The sequence below is a fragment of the Apilactobacillus zhangqiuensis genome (assembly GCF_019656215.1).
Lineage (GTDB): Bacteria > Bacillota > Bacilli > Lactobacillales > Lactobacillaceae > Apilactobacillus > Apilactobacillus zhangqiuensis.
Genome location: NZ_BPLK01000001.1, coordinates 26,015 through 46,584, shown reverse-complemented (window position 1 = coordinate 46,584; position 20,570 = coordinate 26,015). Strand labels below are relative to the sequence as shown.

Sequence of the window (20,570 nt, the reverse complement as noted above, 5' to 3'; positions counted from 1 at the left end):
CCTCCTAGTGAACTAACTTGTCCCAAAGTACGACCTTGTTTTCTTCAAGTGACTTTGGCACATTGATAATTCTTTGGTTAGCACTACCGCGGAATTGAAGAGTTAAATCTTTTTGGTCTTCCATGAAACGACCATCGACTAGGATGTCAATCATTGAAAGTAGTTTTAGTTTGTCATATGAATCTTTTAGTAATTCATCGAATGTGTAACCAGACCATGACCAGATATCCTTGGTGTGGCCGAATTCTTCTCTAACTCGTTTGCATAAACGAAGGCATACTTGCGTATTCAAGAAGGGTTCTCCACCTAAAAGGGTAAGACCTTGAACATAATCTTTTTTCATATCTTCGATGATTTGATCTTCTAAATCTTGTGAGTAAGGTTGTCCGTAATGGAAGTTTTGTGAGGCGACATTGTAACAGCCGGGGCATAAGAACTTGCAACCAGAAACATAGATACTGCAACGGATTCCCTCACCATCAACGAAGTTAAATGGCTTATAGTCAGCAATGTATTGTTGGCTTAAGTCTTTTGCAAGCCATTCCTTAGGCTTTGGATTGTTTGGCTGTCTCTTCATGTGCGACACTTTCTACCATTCCTTTCGACATATTCTTTTGACGTGATGAAATTTCAACGTGACGACCGTGAACCATTGGACGTGCTTGAGGGTTACCTAAGTAACCACAAGTTCTCTTAACAACGTCACAGTACTTAGGATCGTGGTTACCACATTGAGGACACTTGAAACCACGGGCAGTAGCTTCAAATTCACCCTTGAAACCACACTTGAAGCACTTATCGATTGAAGTGTTAGTACCTAGGTATCCAACATGGTCATATGCCCAGTCCCAAACGGCTTCTAGAGCCTTAGGGTTTTGTTTTAAGTTAGGGTATTCACAGTAGTGAATGAATCCTGCTGATGCGTAGTGTGGGTAAGCTTCTTCAAACGTTAGTTTTTCAAATGGGTTAGGACGTTTTCTAACGTCGTAGTGGAAACTGTTAGTGTAGTATTCCTTGTCAGTGATGTCCTTGACTTTACCGAATTTTTCGATGTCGTCTTGGGCAAATGTATCGGTTAATGATTCGGCTGGAGTTGAGTATAGACTGTAGTGGTATCCACTTTCCTTACTCCATACACGGCATAGGCGGTTTAATTCAGCAACGATGCTTACAGTGAAGTCGTGGGCTTCTTGGTTTGATTCCCAGTCAGGACCGAAGAAGGCAGTACCGACTTCGTATAGACCAATGTAACCAAGTGATACAGTAGCACGTTCGTTTCTGAATAGTTCATCAACGCTATCAGTTGATTTTAGACGTTTGCCAAATGCACCGTATTTGTATAGTAGTGGGGCATTGTCTGGTTTGGCTTCCTTAGTTCTTTCGATACGGTATGCCATGGCTTGGTGAACGATACCTAGCTTTTCTTCAAAGATGTGCCAGAATAAGTCCATGTCACCCTTGGCCAGTAGTGCGATACGAGGAAGGTTAACGGTCACAACACCTAGGTTCATACGACCAGCGTTAACGGCCTTACCGTTTTCGTCAGTCCACTTAGGTAGAAATGATCGACAACCCATTGGAGCCTTGAAGTCACCAGTGATTTCACAAAGCTTGTCGTACATCAAAATATCAGGGTACATACGCTTTGTAGCACATTCAATGGCTAATTCTTTAACGTCGTAATTTTCGTCGTTAGGGTTTAAATTTAAGCCTTTCTTCAATACATAGATTAACTTAGGGAAGATGGCAGTACGACGTTCCTTACCAAGCCCTTTAATTCTGATTCTTAGGATATCCTTTTGGATTTCTTTTTCAATCCAGCTGGTACCTAGACCGAAACTAACAGTAGTGAAAGGTGTTTGACCTTGTGATGAGTATAGAGTGTTAATTTCGTATTCTAGTGATTGCATAGCATCAAAGATATCCTTCTTAGTACGATCTTTGGCGTAGTCTTCACGCTTGTCTTCTTCGACCCATTCTGAAGCGGTCTTTAGATGCTTTTCGTAGTTAATTTCAGCAAATGGTGCCAATACTTCATCGGCACGGTCAAATGATAGACCACCATATTGTAGTGATGCTACGTTGGCGATGATTTGAGAAACTTGAGCGGTCGCAGTTTGGATTGAGCGAGGTGATTTAACTTCGGCATTACCAATCTTAAAACCGTTGTTCAACATTTCTGCAAAATCAACTAAGCAACAGTTGGTTTCAGGAGTTGCTGGTGAGTAGTCTAAATCGTGCCAGTGAATGTCACCTCTAAGGTGTGCTTTGGCAACTAGTGGAGGTAGCATTTGAAGACCGATGGCCTTGCTGGCAGCCCCTGCTTCTAGGTCTCTTTGGGTGTTAAAGACGTTACTATCTTTGTTGGCATTTTCGTGAACAACACGATCGTAACGGTTGAATAGTTGGTCGATTCGAGCCTTTACATCGGTTGCTTTCTTGAATTTTTCAATGTCTTTTTGTTCATATTTTAAGTATTGCTCTTTAGCATCTAAGAAATCATTTTCTTCTAGAAATTGAATGATGAAGTCATGAATATGACTTGAGGTAATTTCTTTTTGATCCTTAGTAAATAGGTTCAAACGTTCAAAGAAACGTTTGTTATCTTCCTTACTAATACCCAATTGATTTAGTACAAAATCAATCTTGTATTTATAGAATTTGGTCTTGTCACCAGAATTCTTTATAACGTTTAAATGGGCAAAAGTTTTATCAAACATTATATCAGTCCTATCCTTAAAATATACACTATAACTTGTGTCTAAATTAATGTTAACACGCATATATAGTGTAAAAACATTCTTGAATGTAAATTTGAATAGTGCGTACTGAATGATTATAATAATTTAATTTTCTCATAATACGTAGTGATGAGTGATTTCGCAATTTTTCGTCGAACATTTTTGTAATTTTTCCCAAAAATGTTCAAATTGAATACTTACATATCGTGCCCAAAGTATTGTTATACTAACGTTTAATAAGTAAAATCCGAATATAAAGCACAAAAAAAGAACTTTATTTAAAAAGTTCTTTTTATAGTTGGTTTTCATGTCGATAGATAATGATGCATCTAATTTGAAATACTAGGATGACGATTAATTCCAAACCAACAACCCAGATGGTCTTAGTATGGAAGAAAAGTGATAGGATACTGGCTTCAAAAGCTCCGCATAGGAAACTTAGAACCAGGCCACCGTAGTAAAGTAGCTTTGTTTTGAATTCATTTTTTCTGGTCTCTAAATACAAGAATAGATTATTCATTGTTTTTTGGAGATTTCCGGTACTAAACATGTTTGAGTATCCCAATCCAGACATTGTATTAAATGTTGAAAGTTGAAGGGCGGTCGTTAATGACATTGAAGTAGTAATCATTAATTGTGGAACGTTGTACTTCAGAAATCCAACAATTGTACAGACTGCAATTTCAATGGCCAAAATGTAGACCTTCCAGTAGTTTAGTTTATATTTATCAAGGTTATGGTGGATCCAATTAGCCAGTAAAATACCGATTGAAAAAGCAATCACCGGTAAAATTCTTTCTAAAAAGTGACCATAATCGAACTGTGTTAACGCTAAAGCGGACAAAATTAAATTCCCCGTTTGGGTACTTGCAAATATTCCACCATGTTCAATGTAAGTATAGGCATCCAGGCAACCACCAATGGAGGTTAAAAAGAATGCCGTTGATATTTTTTCACCGAATCGGGCGGGGTGAGGTGCGTCGATAATGTTGACTCCCTTTCTCTAAAGTAATAAGTTATAAATAAGTTATTCATAAATAGTACTACCATATTGTTTCAAAATAAACATAATTGTTTTTATTCAGGGAGAATGATTGATTTGGATTATTTAATCGCATTGTTTTTAATGATTGCGTTTGCGAAATTTTTTGGAATGTTTGCTGCTAAGATACATATTCCTGAGGTAGTTGGACAAATTATCGGAGGTGTCATTCTAGGACCATCTGCATTGGGGTTGATTCACCGCCAAAATATCGTTATTGCTCTTGCAGGACTGGGAGTTGTTTTATTAATGTTTGGTGCCGGACTAACCTGTGATGTTGATCGATTGAAGAAGTATTTTGGTCCTGGAATCATTGTCGCACTGTTTGGTGTAATTCTACCCGTTGGATCTATTTATTTAGTATGCAGATATTTTCAACTTTCCATCATCGAAAGTGCATTTATCGGAATTGTTTTCGCGGCAACCTCCGTTTCCATTTCGGTGGCCGTCCTAGAAGAGATGAAGGAATTGTCTTCGTCAGCCGGAATCACAATTTTAGCTGCTGCTGTAGCTGACGATATTATATCAATCGTCTTATTAAGTGTTTCAATTCCGATTTTAGGAGTAGGTCGTGGCCATGGAAATTCTGACGCATTGTTCCTAATTATTTTGCAAGTCGTCTTTTTCTTATTCTTATGGATTTGCTATAAGATAGTATTGTTACTATACAAGATTTTTGAAATTAGTCCTGAAAATGCTGTAATATCATCTTTCCTACTATGTCTGTTCTTAGCTGGAACGGCAGAAATGGTCAAATTAAGTGCGGTTACAGGTGCTTTCTTTGCTGGACTCATCTTAAGTCAGACTAAGTTCAAGAAAGTATTGATGACTAGGCTGAAGGACTTTGGTAGTTTGCTTCCGATTCCGGTATTCTTCGTAAGTATCGGTATTAATATGCACCTCAATGGTATTTATAAGCACTTTTTGCTTTTTTTAATTCTAACGTTATTAGCTGTAGGAACAAAGTTCTTTGGAGCTTTCATAGGTGCTAAAATAAGTCGAATTGATTTTGCCAACTCCGTTGAAATCGGGGCAGGGATGATTAGTCGAGGAGAAGTTGGTATCGTCATCGCACAAGCTGGCCTAGGTAGTCACTTTATCTCCACTAGCTATTATTCAACGTTGATTGCTGTTATTGTGGTTACAACAATCTTAGCGCCATTAATTTTAAAACCAATTGTGTTATGGAAACGCAGAAGAGAGTCAGTATAAGCTGACTCTCTTTTTATGTGATGTAAGAGACTAAGACCAAAATCAAATCTATAATCACGACGGTTACAACTGCACAGGCTAGAGCTAATAATGGTAGGAGTTTTTCATCACCAAATCGACTCATGTGGTGAATGCTTCTATCAAATGAGTTGGTCATTGTTTTATATGATTTTTTTAGATCTATTTTCAGCTGGGCAGTGATAAGACGACAGTACTTACATTTAATTTGATTGAAAAATAAATTACCACAAATCGGACACCTTAAATGAATGATGATTAACTCCCCCTTATTGATTTTTCACCATTGTACCAATGGTTCTAACGAAAATAAATTTAGTGAAAAATGTAAAAATAAACAACATGTTCATAAATATTCGTTTTAGTGTCCAAAACAATAAATTATTGAACACTAAGTAAAAATAAAAAAATTATAAGAGAGTAATAAGTTATTAAAATCACAAGACGTTTTGGATTGTGTGTATCAAAATAGTTATTAAAATTTACCACTAAGTAGCTTTAGCACACTTAACTTTGTGTATGATGTATCAGCTATCAATTTTGGTACAACCATTAATTATTAACATCTAAAAAACCTACCGTTTCGGTAGGCTTTTTTATTTTGCTTCATATTCCATTTTAATATGATCAATTCCGGATTCAATAAATGGTTCACTGGTAACCTTGAAACCACCTTTTTCGTAGTAACCAACGGCATGGGCTTGAGCGTCGATTTCTATCTTTATGTTAGGGAAGTGTTCTTTGATGACCTTTAGAATGTATTTCAAAAGGTCCTTTCCCTTACCGGTTCCACGGACTTGTTGGGTAGTTAAGACGCGTCCAAAGGTAACGTGGTCGCCATCTTTAAAAAGACACCCGTTGGGTGTTTTTTATGTTCGTTTAATTTTCATCACAATTGGTTTCAATAATATCGGCGCTAAAATTGTGGTTAAGATGATTGAGGCGACAATGGTTGAGTAGTAATTATCTGAGATTAAATGATTTTTCAAACCAATTTCAGCAATAATTAAACCAACTTCACCTCGGCTAATCATGCCGACACCAATTTCGGTTGCGGATAAACGATTGAATTTAAAGAAACGAGATCCTAAATATGCTCCTAAAAACTTCGTTATGACAGCAACAATCGATAAAATTAGGAATAATGATAAGTTTTCGACGATTCCGCTTATATTCATGTTAAGACCAACGTTGACGAAGAAAATTGGAATAAATAATAAGTTACCGAATTGATTCATTTGGTTATTAACGGATTCTTTGTAGTTAGTCTGTCCGACCAACATTCCAGCGAAGAATGCGCCAGTAATTGCACTGATTTGAACATGTTCTGCCAAAGCGGATAATGATAGACAAACTATTAAACCGATCATTGGTGCCAATGTAGGATTGAGTTTAATTTTGAATTTTTTGACTAAGATGAATAAAATCCAAACGAAAATAAAGAATCCAATTTGCATTAATATTAAAATGAAAATATTTGGGCTGCCTTGCGCTGAGCTACTACCAGTGAACGTAATAACGACACTTAATAGCAGAATTGAAAGAATATCGTCTGCGACCGCAGCACCTAGGATGGTGACACCTGCTTTGTTATTTAATGCTTTCATTGACTTTAGCACAGCGACTGAAATTGATACAGATGTTGCAGCGAAAATGACGCCGATAAATATACTTTCAATGTTTGATAAAGCAAATAATTTACCGGTGTAAAAAATGCCAATAACAGGGAAAATAATACCTATGATGGCCACGACAATACTTGGCTTAAAATATTTTTTTAATAGTTTTAAATCACTTTCTAAACCAGCGATAAACATTAATAAAATCACGCCTAATTCTGCAAATGACGAAATTAGGTTTGTAGGTTTAATGATACTTAAGATTGCTGGTCCGATAATGACACCGGATACTAATTGTCCAACTACTGATGGTAGGCCCAACCTGGAAAATATTTTTCCAGTAATCAAAGCGGCGAATAAAATAATTGAGATTGATAAGATGTAATCCACTAAATCTTCCTTTCGTTTTGTTTACGGAGATTATAAATATAGATCGAAATCCTGTAAATATTGGCTAATTTAGTTCTATAAATATGAAGAAAGATGAATTTATTTAGATTAAAAAATTGGTGGTTTGTCTTAATTTATCAGTATGTTGAGCTATGTTTAGAAAATATTTTTAAATTTTTGTAAATAATTCCCCGTTAATATTGAAAACCTTCCCTTATAAACTATGATGAAATTAAAAACAATCGAGGGGAAAGTTCCACTTTGCGTGGATAAACGGTTATGACAATTCTAAAACGAGTACTAATTTTAATCGGATTACTAATCCTATCTCCATTTGTGGGATTGATTTCATACCCACTGAACTCTTTTCGAGGTGGGGACTTTTTAGCGCTAATCTTTCAAGTAATCTTCGCCATTGTAATAGTGATTGGTTTAACGATTATCTTGTATCGATTCCTGGTTAAGGATAAATTTATTAGTTTATTTAAGGATAATCACTTTTCCAAGAAGATTATCGTATACACCATCGAAATGATCGTCGTCGTAATTTTATTGATGTTAATGAGTGGAACTCCTAACGGGTCGATTTATCAAAACTAGTGCACATGACTAGTTTTACAGACGTTAGACTACAATACTTCTTCATTATCATCAGCGTGATTTTGGCGCCAATTGTTGAAGAATTCTACTTTAGAGGTCTAATCTTCACATACGTTAAAAAGACAACTAACCTAACCACAGCATTAATCATCTCATCGCTATTCTTTGGATTGGCTCATTCCCTATTTAATCCATTCATTTTTATCACGCACGCGATTGTGGCAATCTTCATTGGATTGGCTAGAAATAAATCAAACGGAATCATTACACCAATCATCATGCACATGATTTGGAACCTATTAATATTCTTGATGATTCTATAGAAAAAACATCCTGCTTTCTTGTTATTTTTTCAATCTTTTTAAGTGTGTTGAAAAATAAATGTATCTGTACTACATATTTTTTTGAAAAAATAGTCTAAATAAGCAATATATCCAATATTACTTAGATTGTTTTTGTTGTTAGTGCTGTTTGATATAGGTAAAGAGAGAGCAAAAAATATTCTTCTTGAAGTTATATACAAACCTTTCTTAAAATAAGGAAACACATTAGTGGCAATCAATATACTGTGTAGATTTAGGAAATAATAGGATACTATTAGTTTATACATGGTATCGAAATAAAGTTGAATGTAATTGAATGATGCTAGTAAATAACATGAGTAAGTAGGTTATTGAAAGCTATTTTTTATGTTAATATTGCTATTATGATATTAAATAGATCGTGGATTAACTAAAGGAGAAGTATTTAATGAGAACGTATGTATCGCTGTTTAGTTCAGCAGGTGTTGGTGATTATGGCTTTTTTGAAGCAGGATTTAATCTGATTGCTAGTAATGAACTGATTGAGAGAAGAATGAAAGTACAGATTGAAAACAATGTTGCAAATGATTTAGATGCTTATATTACTGGAGATATTAACGACGAAACTGTAAAAGAAAAAATTTATAAAAATATAGATAAAAAAATAAATAAAAACGGGAAGAAGTCTGTTGATTTATTAGTTGCTACGCCTCCATGCCAAGGAATATCAGTTGCAAATCACCATAAAAATGATGATGATTTAAAAAGAAATTCGCTTGTACTACAGTCTATTATCATAGCTAACAAAATAAAGCCTAAAGTCATTGTTTTTGAAAATGTTAAAAGATTTATGAAGACAGCCTGCACTGATACTGACGGTAGCGTTAAAAGTATAAAAGACGTTATATTCAATCATCTAGAAAGTGATTACAATATAAGCTTTGCAGAAATTAATTTTAAAGATTATGGGGCGAATTCATCTAGGCCTAGAACTTTAGTCATATGTTCTTTAAAGAAATTTTTCGGTGATGATTTTGATGCATCTACTTTCATGCCAAGTAAACAGGAAGAAAAAAAACTGAAAGATGTTATAGGTCATTTACCTAATCTAAATGAAATGGGTGAAATTGATCCCAACGACATTTTACATGGATTTAAGAAGTATAGAAGTGATATGAGAAAGTGGATTCATAATCTAAAACCTGGTGAATCTGCTTTTGATAATAAATCTCCAGAACTAATTCCTCACCATATGGTAAATGGAGTTATGGTGAAAAACAAACAAAAAAATGGAGATAAGTATAAAAGGCAGGAGTGGAATAAAGTGGCTCCAGCTGTTCATACTAGAAATGATATATTAGCAAGTCAAAACACAGTTCACCCTGTTGATGATAGAGTATTTTCCATTAGAGAACTAATGTTGATGATGAATGTCCCATCTGAATTTAAATGGTCTGAAGAATCATATGAAGATCTTAATAAAATGAGTGTTAATGATAAGGAAATATGGCTTAAAAATAATGAGATAACTATTCGTCAATCATTGGGTGAAGCAGTACCTCCTATTATTTTTAGACAAATTGGTATTAAAGTAATGAAAGAATTGAATAAACATGAATAAATCTACAATTAAAAAAATTATTAAGGATAATGATTTGACAGACGTTGATTCATTATTGTTTTTTTTAGAAGAACAAATAAATAATTATAGTTTAGATGATTTAAGAGAAATTGCAGAATTATCAAATGAAAATAGGAATAATAATTCCGCTTTTTACACGAATAGATTTATAGTTGATGAAATGATTAATGATATTCCGATAGTTGATAGCGATGAAATATCAGTATTAGAACCGTCTTCTGGAATAGGCAACTTTGTAATTCCATTTATTGAAAAAATATCCAGACATTATAAAAAGGTAAGAGTTGATATAAATGATATAGATAGTGATAGTTTGAGGGTCTTGAAGTTTTTTGTAGATAAATCTGCAATCCCTAGCAACGTCTATATAAATTATTATAATTATGATTTTTTATCCGGAATGGCATTTATTAACAAAAAATACGATTACCTTATTGGAAACCCTCCCTTTCAAAGGGTTTCCAATAAGGTAGCCACTGAAAATGGATATCCTGGGGTAACAAATCTTTCAGGCCAATTTTTGATTAAATCACTTCAAATATCTAAATATGTTTCATTGATAATGCCAAAAAATCTGCTTTCTACAATGGATTTTGAATTAGTTAGAAAATTACTATCAACAAAAAAGATAAATTCTATTGTAGATTTTGGTGAAAAAGGTTTTAAGGGAGTCTTGATAGAAACCATTGGCATTTTAGTTAATTCTTTGGATTCTCCTCATTTTACAAAAGTAAAGAGTATAGTGAATGGCGAGGAAAAATGTCATAATCAAAAATATATCATGGACGAGAAATTCCCAAATTGGTTAATTTATAGAAATTCTGATTTTGATAATATTGCCCAAAAAATGGAATTCGATTATTTTAAAGTTTTTAGAGATAGACAGATAACAAATAAAATATTATCTGATCAAGGGACGATTAGGGTTATCAGAAGTAGGAATATTTCAAGAGATGGAAGCCGTATTTTAGACATTGATGGATATGATAAATTTCTAAAAGATGTTAACGTTGAAAAATTATCTGTTTATAAATATTTGAAAGATGATAAGGTCTATTTGTCACCTAATATGACATATTACCCAAGGATTATAAGAAAAGATAGAGAATTTTTGGTTAACGGATCAGTAGCTATATTAATTCCCAAAAATGGAATTTTGCTACAAAAAAAACAAGTAGATTTTATAAACTCTAATGAATTTAGAGAGTTTTACAACGTTGCCAGGAATAGAGGGACGAGAAGCTTGAACATAGATAATACGTCTGTTTTCTGGTTCGGAAAATATATAGGAGATGATAGCAAATGATTCATGATGGTGAGAATCAGATTAAGTTAATTCTTAACAGTCAGGAGTTAGATGTTAGGAAGACACACGATGGAAGATGGATTGATCAGAAATGTACACCTGATGTTATATGCGCAATAGCTGATATTGTTGATACTCTTGTATCTCAGGGATTGATAGATTCGCAAAAATTTAATTCTGAAGACGTTTGGTATTCTGATTATTCAATTGAATTCATACCATCTATTTTTGATAAAGCAAAGCCGTCATCTCCAAAGGCCAAGAGTGAATATAATAAATTCTTTCAGCAACCTTTGAATTTGTTAAGTTATTCGGGAATATTAAGTAAATATAAGGTTGGAAGAACTAATTATTACAAAGTGAATAGTTTAATTGCACTACAATACATTGGAATGTCCGATAGAAATTCATTGAAATTTTTAAGGTATTATATTACCAAAGTTTTAAAGGCTAGCGGAATTTATCATATTTTTGAAAATTTTTTGAAAGATCAAACTGATGATGCTTTTAAAAGTATGAAAGATAATTTTGTGTCTTTTTGTCAGATAAATACGAATATAAAAAGAGAACTTGAGCCGAAAAGAATATTTACTAAAGTTATAAACCCATTGTCTCAAAAAGAACATAAACTTGGTTCAGTGAGGGGACATATTAGCAAGGAAGTTATATCATTTGCTGATTTAATGTATAATCAGAAGAACTTTTTTGATATTTATGCCAAAAAACCCAAGGATGTATCCAGAAAAACATGGTTAAAACAACATCCAATAGAAAAATCACAAGAAGCTAAGTTTGCATTGGATTCTAAAAAAGCCAAAAAGTATGTTAAAAGAATTAACGATGAATTATTTGGTGGTGTTTCAGAATTACGTGATCACTACTCTGCTGGTAAAGCCACGCAAATGCATCACATGTTCCCATCACATCAATATCCAGAAATATCTGGTTATAACGAAAACATCATTGCGTTAACTCCGACACAGCACTTTACTAAAGCACATCCCGATAATAATACCCAGATTATTGATGATTGTTATTTGGAATTATTATTAAAAGCTAAACTAGGAACTATAGATAAGAGCTTAAAAATAAAAAATATCGAACAAATATATAGTTTTGCAAGATTTGATCATGTATTGAATGTTGGATTCATTGAATTTAATTCTCCAGATGACGATTTAGAAGATGCTAACTTTCATACTTCTATGAACAAAATAAATCATCATTTTAGAAAAAATAATAATTAAAAATGTTCAATACAACATCTATTGCTTAAAGCTAAAAAGACGCTACTTGTTTAAGCAGCGTCTTTTTAGGTAACCATGATTATTTACACAAAAAAAGACATCGCCTAAGCGATGTCTTTTTATCAGTTATGGGCAGTCAGGGGATCGAACCCTGGACCCACGGATTAAGAGTCCGTTGCTCTGCCAGCTGAGCTAACTGCCCAAATTATTATCTGTTGACTATCAACCAACAAAAACTATAATACCATGTTGGAGTAATGATTGCAACACTTTTTTTAAAATTAATTAACAAGTTGTTTATCAATTCCTTGCCTCAAATCAACGTTATTTATAATAGCATGATAATTATTATTTTGACAACCCCTAATTTTAGAAAAAAGTCATACTTTAAATCTTCATTGCAAGAACATTACGTTTAGAAAACAAAAGTCCAAGCGTGTTATAATGTAGTAAGTTAACGGTTTAAAAGTAGACAAAAGTGTAACCATCCTTGAAATGATGGTGTTTCGTTAACGTTTATATGAATAAAATACAAATCAATTCCTGTTAAGGAGATAGAATATTATGGCAAAAATTTTAGTTGTAGATGATGAAAAACCAATCACAGATATTGAAAAATTTAATTTAGAAAAAGAAGGATATGACGTCGTAGTCGCATACGATGGGGAAGAAGCTCTTCAAAAAGTTGAAGAAGAATCACCTGATTTGATTATCCTAGATTTAATGTTGCCTAAAGTTGATGGTCTAGAAGTGGCCAGAGAAGTTAGAAAGACACATGACATGCCAATTATCATGGTAACTGCAAAGGATTCAGAACTAGACAAGGTCTTAGGACTTGAACTAGGTGCTGATGACTACGTTACTAAGCCATTCTCAAATCGTGAATTAGTGGCTCGTGTTAAGGCTAACCTACGTCGTCAATCTAACAACGATAATGGCCAAGTTTCAGATAATGAAAACAAGGACATCAAGATTGGTGATCTTGTCATTCATCCAGAAGCATACACCGTCACAAAACGTGGTGAAAACATCGAATTAACTCATCGTGAATTCGAATTGCTACATTACTTAGCCCAACATATTGGTCAAGTAATGACTAGAGAACATTTGCTACAAACAGTTTGGGGTTATGACTACTTCGGTGATGTTCGTACAGTTGATGTTACTGTTCGTCGTCTAAGAGAAAAGGTCGAAGACAATCCAAGTCACCCAATCTGGCTAATCACAAGACGTGGGGTAGGGTACTACCTACGCAACTCAGAACAAGAATAATCGACAGAACTAAGGAGTAGTTTGCGGTGAATAGTAAGATTAAGTATTTTCAATCAATTCATTTTAAAATCGCGCTTGTGCTTGCGCTAATCTTATTGGTGACCCTAGAAATTGTTGGGGCCGTTTTTGTTAACCAATTGGAAAACAAGAATATGGCTTCATTTAAGAAACAAGTTCAGGTGCCTACTTACGTAAACACAACCTTAACTAATGAGCTTTCAAGCTCTAGTACTACCAAGGCCAACGTAAAAATTAAGTCATTACTATCCAATATTGATAGTAATAACTACACCGAAATCAAGGTTGTTGATGCGAAGAACACCATTCGTGGAACAAACGAAGTCGGTGATCAAAGCTCAGTTGGTCAAAAAAACTTCAGGCCCGATATTAAAAACGCGATTATCAACCGTCGTTCATTTAGTTCAATCACTAGTAACTCGGGTGATAGTTCGCGTTATTATACTGTCATCACACCGCTAATTAAGAGTAGTAATAATGAATTAGTCGGTGTTGTTTACGTGCACGCTAATTTAAATACCGTTTATAACGAAATCAACCAGATTACGGTTATTTATGTTGTTGCCGCCATGGTTGCCATTTTGTCTGGTTTATTAATCTCCATTGTTATTTCAAAGGCGATTACTAAACCAATTGATGAAATGAAGAAACAAACACTGCAAATTGCCCGTGGGGACTATTCTGGTCAAGTTCACGTATATGGACGTGATGAATTGGGGCAACTTGCTAGTGCGGTTAATAACCTTTCAGTTAAGGTTGAAGAGTCTCAAGAGTCGACTGAATCAGAGCGTCAAAGATTGGATTCCGTTCTAACCAACATGACAGATGGGGTTATTGCGACTGGTCGTCGTGGATACGTCATCATCATGAATGATGAAGCAGCTAGTTTCCTAGAAACTACCGAACAAGATGCACTAGGCAATTCAATTCTAGATATTTTAGATATCAGAAAAGAATACAGCCTTCGTGACTTAATCGAAAATCCTGATGAAACCATCATTGACCGTTCAGATAAGGACCATGACCTAATCTTGCATGCCCACTTCTCACTAATTCAAAGAGATTCTGGCTTCGTATCAGGGCTAGTCTGTGTGCTACATGATGTTACTGAACAACAAAAGATTGATAACGACCGTAAGGAATTCGTTTCAAACGTTTCTCACGAATTAAGAACACCACTAACCAGTGTTCACTCATACATCGAAGCCTTACAAGATGGTGCCTGGAAGGATCCAGAAATAGCGCCAAACTTCCTAAAAGTTACTCAAGAAGAAACAGACCGTATGATTCGAATGATTAACGACCTATTGACATTGTCTAGAATGGATTCTGGAACCCAAAAGATTGATAAGGAACTTGTTAATATTACCGAATTATTCAACTATATCTTGAACCGTTTTGATATGATTATTAAGTCAGACGACAACAATAATGAAAAGCCTAATAAGCATTACAGAATTGAACGTCGTTTTACCAAGCAAGATTTATGGGTAGAAGTTGATACCGACAGATTTACCCAAGTAATCGATAATTTAATGAACAATGCTATCAAGTATTCTCCTGATGGGGGAGTGATTACTTGTTCACTATACAAGACCAAACATAATGTTATCTTGAGTGTACGAGACCAAGGATTGGGAATTCCTAGAAGCTCAATTCCACACATCTTTGATCGTTTCTACCGTGTTGATAAGGCTCGTTCTAGAGCACAAGGTGGAACTGGGCTTGGACTAGCAATTTCCAAAGAAGTGGTTGAAGCACTTGGCGGTAAGATTTGGGTAGAAAGTACCGAAAATAGAGGTTCTACTTTCTATATCTCACTACCATACGAACCAATCGAGGAGGACTTATGGGATGAAGATTAAATATTTTATACTACCATCATTGCTAACGATTGCAGTTGTAATTAGTTTTGCCCTTTCTGCCTCCATTTTGATTAATCCGGCTCACTACGACCGCTCTAGTCAAAAGGTTTCTACGCAAAGTAGTCAGATTGATGCCAAACCAATGTCGACAATCTACTCACCTACTCAGGTGATTAGAACCAAGGATTCTGGTAAGCAATACGTTTTAACTAACCAATCGGTTAACCTAACCACTGAAATTGGTCAACAAATGAATGACTACAAGGATCCGAAGCTTACGGAAGTAAAGAGTAACGAAAAGAACTATCTTAAGTACTTAAATACTCATGATTCAGTAATGCTAAACTATCCGGACGCCTTGAATCTAAAGATTGTTAGTCAATACATTAGTAAGAGTTTTAAATCATTACCTAACGTTTCCATCAACCGAATTGTGATTCCATTTGATGACAGTAATGACATTTACCTATTCTCAGATCACAACTACAAGGTTTATAAGATTCACGTTTCAGATACTAACGTGAAGGGAATTCAAAAGGTAATCGAGGATAACGTTAGAGCAATCCCCGTTAAGGTGAAAATGATTAACCATAATCCATTTATTGATTTTTATAAGTCATTCACAATGCCTCAATATGGTTACTTGATTAATCGAACTTCGCAAAATTACTACGTGACAAGACTACTTTCTGATTCACAAGATATCAGTGTTAAACGTCACCGCAGTTCTACTGTTTACAACGATGAAAATTCTCGTCAATTGTCTTTTTCAAACGATGGTGAGGTCAATTACTACGACAGTCATCCTGGTAACATCTCTACCAATATGACTCAGTTCTTGACTGATTCATACCAAAACATTTCTCAATTGTTGGTCAGTGATACGTTGGCCAATATTCGTTTCTTCGATTACGACGCTAAGAATTCGAGGGTTGTTTACAGAAACTACGTTGAAGGTTTCCCAATCTTCGACCAAACTCCTTACGGTGCCATTGAAATGAGATTGGTTGATAATACTTCATTGAAGTACAACTTCTCGTTGAACACCCTACAAATCCCGGTACCAACCGGTCGTAAGGACACTAAACTAATTACTACCGACGAACTATTGGACAGTTTGCGCAACCACGGATACGACTCCAACAAGATTACAGATATCGAATTGGCTTACCAGTGGAGTAATACCAAGTCATCTAACATCTTGATTACGCTACAACCAACATGGTTCGTTAAATACAACGGTAAGTACATGAATTACACCCAAATGTTATCCAAGGGACCACAATAAAGATAGGAGGAAAGCTACATGGACTTTAGAAAGATACAAATCATTTTCTTGATTATCTTCGTGATGATTGATGTCTTCTTATTCTCACTTTTTAGAGAAAATTCACATCTTCAAACCGAAAACAGTAACCAAGGTAGTGATACTGAAATCATTAAGCAAATGCAAAATGATCAAATCACTGTAGCACCTAAATTATCTACAAGTGGTCAAACCGGATACTACCTATCCGCTGTCAACGATGACACTTTAAACAACGACATTAATAAGTTATCAAACCAAAAGGTAACTTACTCAAATCACATTTTAAGAAGTACTTTCAAACGACCAATTGGTCTATATTCCGGAGACTATCGTGATATTTTAGATAAGTTGATGAAGAAATCTACTTTCGTTTCACATGGTACGGAATATGAATACAATTCTGATTTATCTACCAAGACCAGTATTGTGTACTCACAAAAGACATCTGACGGATTATTGTATGGTACAAAACACGGTCAGATCACCTTCGACATTAGTAGTGATCATCTGCTAGAAGGATATACGCAAAGTTACATGGATGATGTCAGCATTTTGCGTGAAAAAACCGACATCATTTCACCTGCAAAGGCTTTAGTATGGTTATACCAATACAACGAAATCCCTGATAACTCAAAGATTAAGTGGGTTCGTTTGTACTACACCCAACTATTATCAATTAAGAACAATATCGTCTTAATTCCAACTTGGGTAATTGGATACACCACTTCAGATTCCTCTTCAGTAGTTGCTAAGAGAATCAACGCCTTTAATGGTGCTATCTTGGATAGTAGCAGCTCGACTCAGTCAGCTAGCAAAGCGAATTAGAATTTAGAAAGAGGATTAAAATGAACAACGAAGCAGACGATATGAAAATTAGTGTTTTATCTAGTGGAAGTGGGGGTAATGTAACCTACATTGAAACTAATCAGCATAAAATACTGCTAGACGCTGGTTTGAGCGGTGTCAGAATCGAAAGATTGATGAAATCAATCAACCGCTCAATGAAGGATGTCGACATGTTGTTGGTTTCCCATGAACACACCGACCATAGTAAGGCGGTCGGCGTATTGGCCAGACGTTACCCACAAATTAACGTTTACGCCAATCAACCAACGTGGGATGCAATGCATGAAACCATCGGAGAGATTCCAAACGAACAAAAAAATATCTTCCCACCAAACATGGTGATGAACTTTGGTGATATCGATATTGAAAGCTTTGCCGTTTCTCACGATGCTGCACAGGCACAATTCTACGATTTTCATCATCACAACAAGAGCTTCGTTGTCCTAACCGATACCGGATACATTTCAGATCATATCTTTGGGGTTATCAATAATGCCAATGCGTATGTTTTAGAATGTAATCATGACGTTGAAATGCTAAGAAGTGGGGAATACCCATGGTCATTGAAGCAACGTATCATGAGTGACGAGGGCCATTTATCTAACGAAGATGGTGCCAACTCACTAATGGAATGTATCGGATATGACACTAAACGCATATTTATCGGGCACAGAAGCCATCACAACAATGTGAAGGAATTAGCCCATCTAACCGTTGCATCCATGTTAGAAGAAAACGATTTTGGTGTAGGCGCCGATTTTGATTTATTGGATACCGACGTCGAAAAGGCATCTAAATTATTTACACTTTAGTTTGATTTAAGATTATTTAATATAATAAGATTAATAAAATTGATAGGGGGAAAACCTTATGAAAAAAAGTGACCGATTTGTCTTAAAAACAGGATTAATTGCCTTAGTGGCTGGATTATTAGGTGGTGGAATCGCTTATGGTGGTGCCAGCTTATTGCAAAGTACAGGTGTCGACATTGCCGTTCCTGCTGGTTCTAATGCTGGTGGAACAGCATCCACATCAAATCTAAAAGTGAATGTTGAATCACAATCAGAAAAGGCTTATCAAGCCGTTAAGAGTTCTGTTGTGTCTGTCATTAACTTAAAATCAACCAGTTCAGATTCATTCGATTCAATGCTAGGCAAGAGTTCTAGTAAGCTAGAAGCAAATAGTGAAGGTTCTGGTGTAATTTACAAGAAGAGTGGAAATGCTGCTTACATCGTAACTAACAACCACGTTGTTTCTGGAGCTTCTGCAATTCAAGTGCTATTAAGCAATGGAAAACAACTAGAAGCTAAGGTTGTTGGTACTGATAGCGTCACCGATTTAGCCGTATTGAAAATTAACGGTAGCATGATTAAATCAGTCGCTTCATTTGGTAACTCCGATAACATTAAAGTTGGTGAAACCTCTCTAGCAATTGGTTCACCACTAGGTTCTGCTTATGCTTCTTCACTAACTCAAGGAATTATTTCCGCTAAGAAACGTGAAGTTCCATTGACTGGATCAAACGGTCAAGCAACAGGTAATACTGCTACTGTTATCCAAACAGATACTGCTATCAACCCTGGTAATTCAGGTGGTCCATTGATTAACCTAGCCGGACAAGTAATCGGAATTAACTCAATGAAGTTGGCTTCTGATAGCGAAGGTACCAGTGTTGAAGGAATTGGTTTTGCAATTCCAAGTAACGAAGTGGTTAAGATTATCAACCAACTAGTTAAGAACGGAAAGATTGAACGTCCAGCTCTTGGAATTCAATACGTTGATTTGACTAACATTGCGGTTAGCCAACAAAAATCAATCCTAAAATTACCATCATCAGTCGAAAACGGTGTGGTTGTTTACACTGTTACCAAGAACGGTCCTGCTGAAAACGCTGGATTGAAGAAGTATGACGTGATTGTTGAACTTGCTGGTAAGAAGATTACTAGCCAAGACGAGGTTAAAAACATCCTATACAGTCAAAAGTTAGGATCCACCGTAAGTATCAAGTACTATCGTGATGGAAAGCTAAAGACTGGAACCATTAAGTTGACAGAAAGTACTTCACAATTGAAAATCAATCAATAACATGCAATAAATTGAAAAAAATTTAAAGTTATGAAAACGCTGACATGCTGGCCATTATCAGCGTTTTGGCGTTTTTAAGGGGTTGTATTTCATACAAATAAGTTGTATAAATTTATATATCGGATTTTAAATTGATAAATAAAAGGAGTTTTTCATTATCACTATTTTTGGTTTTAGTGTATGGACATTGCTATTATTCATTCCAGTTGGTATCGTTGCCGGTATCTTAAGTACTGTAACTGGATTAGCGTCACTTGCCTCATACCCAGCGCTATTATATTGGGGTGCTTTAAACCCAATTTCAGCAAATATTACTAACACTTCCGCATTACTATTTAACGTAGTAAGTTCAGCTGTTTCATCAAAGCGCGAATTAGATGGACACTGGAAGGAACTATTCAAAGTTATGACTATCATCTTCTTCGGTGGTATCGTTGGTGTTATTCTATTAACATACTTACCATCAAAAGACTTTGAATACGCAGTACCTGTATTTATTGCAGCTGCTGGTATTGGTATCTTATTACCAAGCAAGGACACTACTAAGGCACCTACTGCTAAGGTAGTTGAAGAAGACAACATTGGCTCAAAGAAAATGCTTGTTGATTTCGGTATGATTGTTCTATTCTTCATTATTGGTATCTACGGTAGTTACTTTGGTGCTGCCGCAGGGGTTATCCTATTAGCCGTTCTATCAAGAACAAGTAAAGATCCATTCCCTGTTTACAACGCTATTAGAAACGTTGCCATGGGTTCAGCTAACGTTATCGGTACTATCCTATACTCATTCAAGTATGGTCAACACGGTAGCACCCACATCTATTGGGCATTAGCTATTCCTCTAGGTATTGGTTTCCTAATTGGTGGTTATGTTGGACCTAAGATGGTTCGTGTATTACCAGTTAAGTTAATCAAGATTGTTACTGGTATTTTAGCTCTATACCTAGCATACACTCAATTCGTGTCAGCTTATGGTATTCACCTATTCTACTTCTTCTAAAGATGAAAATTTCGCACCTATTGTTATTTATAACGGTAGGTGCTTTTTTTATCCTT

At 35.3% G+C, this 20,570-nt stretch carries 17 protein-coding genes, 1 tRNA gene and 1 pseudogene; 13 read left to right on the top strand and 6 right to left on the bottom strand.

Going from position 1 to position 20,570, the window contains the following annotated elements:
* Positions 1-4: 4 nt before the first annotated feature.
* The 3 genes from nrdG to K5Q07_RS00200 all read right to left on the bottom strand — a co-directional run bounded on the left by nrdG (position 5) and on the right by K5Q07_RS00200 (position 3,690).
* Entirely contained in the window at positions 5-577 is a 573-nt protein-coding gene (gene nrdG / locus K5Q07_RS00210) for an anaerobic ribonucleoside-triphosphate reductase activating protein (RefSeq protein WP_041152657.1), read from the bottom strand.
* A complete protein-coding gene (gene nrdD / locus K5Q07_RS00205) occupies positions 546-2,720 on the bottom strand; it encodes an anaerobic ribonucleoside-triphosphate reductase (protein ID WP_220729075.1) in 2,175 nt (724 codons plus the stop codon). Before nrdD ends, nrdG begins: the two co-directional genes overlap by 32 nt.
* Positions 2,721-3,033: 313 nt before the next feature.
* A complete protein-coding gene (locus tag K5Q07_RS00200; RefSeq protein ID WP_272946451.1) occupies positions 3,034-3,690 on the bottom strand; it encodes a YoaK family protein in 657 nt (218 codons plus the stop codon).
* A gap of 150 nt (positions 3,691-3,840) precedes the next feature.
* Here K5Q07_RS00200 and K5Q07_RS00195 point away from each other — a divergent pair, with 150 nt between their 5' ends.
* Positions 3,841-4,995 (top strand): cation:proton antiporter, encoded by a 1,155-nt coding sequence (locus K5Q07_RS00195; protein WP_220729074.1) that lies wholly within the window; start codon positions 3,841-3,843, stop codon positions 4,993-4,995.
* Between the two features lie 614 nt (positions 4,996-5,609).
* Here K5Q07_RS00195 and K5Q07_RS00190 read toward each other — a convergent pair.
* Together K5Q07_RS00190 and K5Q07_RS00185 are read right to left on the bottom strand one after the other, a co-directional pair.
* A pseudogene (locus K5Q07_RS00190) lies at positions 5,610-5,825 on the bottom strand (GNAT family N-acetyltransferase); the annotation flags it as partial.
* 57 nt (positions 5,826-5,882) lie between these two features.
* On the bottom strand, positions 5,883-7,022 hold the full coding sequence (locus tag K5Q07_RS00185) for a cation:proton antiporter (protein ID WP_220729073.1): 1,140 nt from the start codon (positions 7,020-7,022) through the stop codon (positions 5,883-5,885).
* Positions 7,023-7,301: 279 nt separating this feature from the next.
* Between K5Q07_RS00185 and K5Q07_RS00180 the strand changes: the two genes are divergently transcribed.
* The 5 genes from K5Q07_RS00180 (at position 7,302) to K5Q07_RS00160 (ending at position 12,119) form a co-directional block, all read left to right on the top strand.
* On the top strand, positions 7,302-7,622 hold the full coding sequence (locus K5Q07_RS00180) for a hypothetical protein (protein WP_220729072.1): 321 nt from the start codon (positions 7,302-7,304) through the stop codon (positions 7,620-7,622).
* Positions 7,623-7,627: 5 nt separating this feature from the next.
* On the top strand, positions 7,628-7,945 hold the full coding sequence (locus K5Q07_RS00175) for a CPBP family intramembrane glutamic endopeptidase (protein ID WP_220729071.1): 318 nt from the start codon (positions 7,628-7,630) through the stop codon (positions 7,943-7,945).
* A 427-nt stretch (positions 7,946-8,372) separates the two neighbouring features.
* Complete coding sequence (locus tag K5Q07_RS00170) at positions 8,373-9,545, top strand: DNA cytosine methyltransferase (RefSeq protein WP_220729070.1); 1,173 nt, start codon at positions 8,373-8,375, stop codon at positions 9,543-9,545.
* The gene (locus tag K5Q07_RS00165; protein ID WP_220729069.1) at positions 9,538-10,872 is read left to right on the top strand and encodes an Eco57I restriction-modification methylase domain-containing protein; all 1,335 of its coding nucleotides are present in this window, start codon (positions 9,538-9,540) and stop codon (positions 10,870-10,872) included. The genes K5Q07_RS00170 and K5Q07_RS00165 overlap by 8 nt, the downstream gene beginning before the upstream one ends.
* Positions 10,869-12,119 (top strand): restriction endonuclease, encoded by a 1,251-nt coding sequence (locus K5Q07_RS00160; RefSeq protein WP_220729068.1) that lies wholly within the window; start codon positions 10,869-10,871, stop codon positions 12,117-12,119. The genes K5Q07_RS00165 and K5Q07_RS00160 overlap by 4 nt, the downstream gene beginning before the upstream one ends.
* A gap of 129 nt (positions 12,120-12,248) precedes the next feature.
* Here the strand turns inward: K5Q07_RS00160 and K5Q07_RS00155 are convergent.
* Positions 12,249-12,321: transfer RNA gene (locus K5Q07_RS00155), tRNA-Lys, on the bottom strand.
* Positions 12,322-12,680: 359 nt separating this feature from the next.
* Between K5Q07_RS00155 and yycF the strand changes: the two genes are divergently transcribed.
* The 7 genes from yycF to K5Q07_RS00120 all read left to right on the top strand — a co-directional run bounded on the left by yycF (position 12,681) and on the right by K5Q07_RS00120 (position 20,514).
* Positions 12,681-13,391 (top strand): response regulator YycF, encoded by a 711-nt coding sequence (yycF, locus tag K5Q07_RS00150; protein WP_171823637.1) that lies wholly within the window; start codon positions 12,681-12,683, stop codon positions 13,389-13,391.
* A gap of 26 nt (positions 13,392-13,417) precedes the next feature.
* Entirely contained in the window at positions 13,418-15,274 is a 1,857-nt protein-coding gene (gene walK, locus K5Q07_RS00145) for a cell wall metabolism sensor histidine kinase WalK (RefSeq protein WP_220729067.1), read from the top strand.
* The gene (locus K5Q07_RS00140) at positions 15,264-16,562 is read left to right on the top strand and encodes a YycH family regulatory protein (protein ID WP_220729066.1); all 1,299 of its coding nucleotides are present in this window, start codon (positions 15,264-15,266) and stop codon (positions 16,560-16,562) included. The genes walK and K5Q07_RS00140 overlap by 11 nt, the downstream gene beginning before the upstream one ends.
* An 18-nt stretch (positions 16,563-16,580) precedes the next feature.
* The gene (locus K5Q07_RS00135) at positions 16,581-17,408 is read left to right on the top strand and encodes a two-component system regulatory protein YycI (RefSeq protein WP_054606035.1); all 828 of its coding nucleotides are present in this window, start codon (positions 16,581-16,583) and stop codon (positions 17,406-17,408) included.
* Positions 17,409-17,428: 20 nt separating this feature from the next.
* On the top strand, positions 17,429-18,241 hold the full coding sequence (locus K5Q07_RS00130) for an MBL fold metallo-hydrolase (protein WP_220729065.1): 813 nt from the start codon (positions 17,429-17,431) through the stop codon (positions 18,239-18,241).
* Between the two features lie 58 nt (positions 18,242-18,299).
* Positions 18,300-19,514 carry a S1C family serine protease gene (locus tag K5Q07_RS00125; RefSeq protein WP_220729064.1) on the top strand — a complete coding sequence of 405 codons (1,215 nt, stop codon included), beginning with the start codon at positions 18,300-18,302 and terminating at the stop codon, positions 19,512-19,514.
* Positions 19,515-19,701: 187 nt separating this feature from the next.
* Positions 19,702-20,514 carry a sulfite exporter TauE/SafE family protein gene (locus tag K5Q07_RS00120; protein ID WP_220729063.1) on the top strand — a complete coding sequence of 271 codons (813 nt, stop codon included), beginning with the start codon at positions 19,702-19,704 and terminating at the stop codon, positions 20,512-20,514.
* Positions 20,515-20,570 lie beyond the last annotated feature (56 nt).

Coding starts and splice junctions, on each gene's coding strand:
- nrdD (WP_220729075.1), bottom strand. CDS start 2,720: ATGTTTGATAAAACTTTTGCCCATTTAAACGTTATAAAGAATTCTGGT.
- K5Q07_RS00165 (WP_220729069.1), top strand. CDS start 9,538: ATGAATAAATCTACAATTAAAAAAATTATTAAGGATAATGATTTGACA.
- K5Q07_RS00140 (WP_220729066.1), top strand. CDS start 15,264: ATGAAGATTAAATATTTTATACTACCATCATTGCTAACGATTGCAGTT.
- K5Q07_RS00160 (WP_220729068.1), top strand. CDS start 10,869: ATGATTCATGATGGTGAGAATCAGATTAAGTTAATTCTTAACAGTCAG.
- K5Q07_RS00125 (WP_220729064.1), top strand. CDS start 18,300: ATGAAAAAAAGTGACCGATTTGTCTTAAAAACAGGATTAATTGCCTTA.
- K5Q07_RS00180 (WP_220729072.1), top strand. CDS start 7,302: ATGACAATTCTAAAACGAGTACTAATTTTAATCGGATTACTAATCCTA.
- K5Q07_RS00135 (WP_054606035.1), top strand. CDS start 16,581: ATGGACTTTAGAAAGATACAAATCATTTTCTTGATTATCTTCGTGATG.
- K5Q07_RS00175 (WP_220729071.1), top strand. CDS start 7,628: ATGACTAGTTTTACAGACGTTAGACTACAATACTTCTTCATTATCATC.
- K5Q07_RS00130 (WP_220729065.1), top strand. CDS start 17,429: ATGAACAACGAAGCAGACGATATGAAAATTAGTGTTTTATCTAGTGGA.
- nrdG (WP_041152657.1), bottom strand. CDS start 577: ATGAAGAGACAGCCAAACAATCCAAAGCCTAAGGAATGGCTTGCAAAA.
- K5Q07_RS00170 (WP_220729070.1), top strand. CDS start 8,373: ATGAGAACGTATGTATCGCTGTTTAGTTCAGCAGGTGTTGGTGATTAT.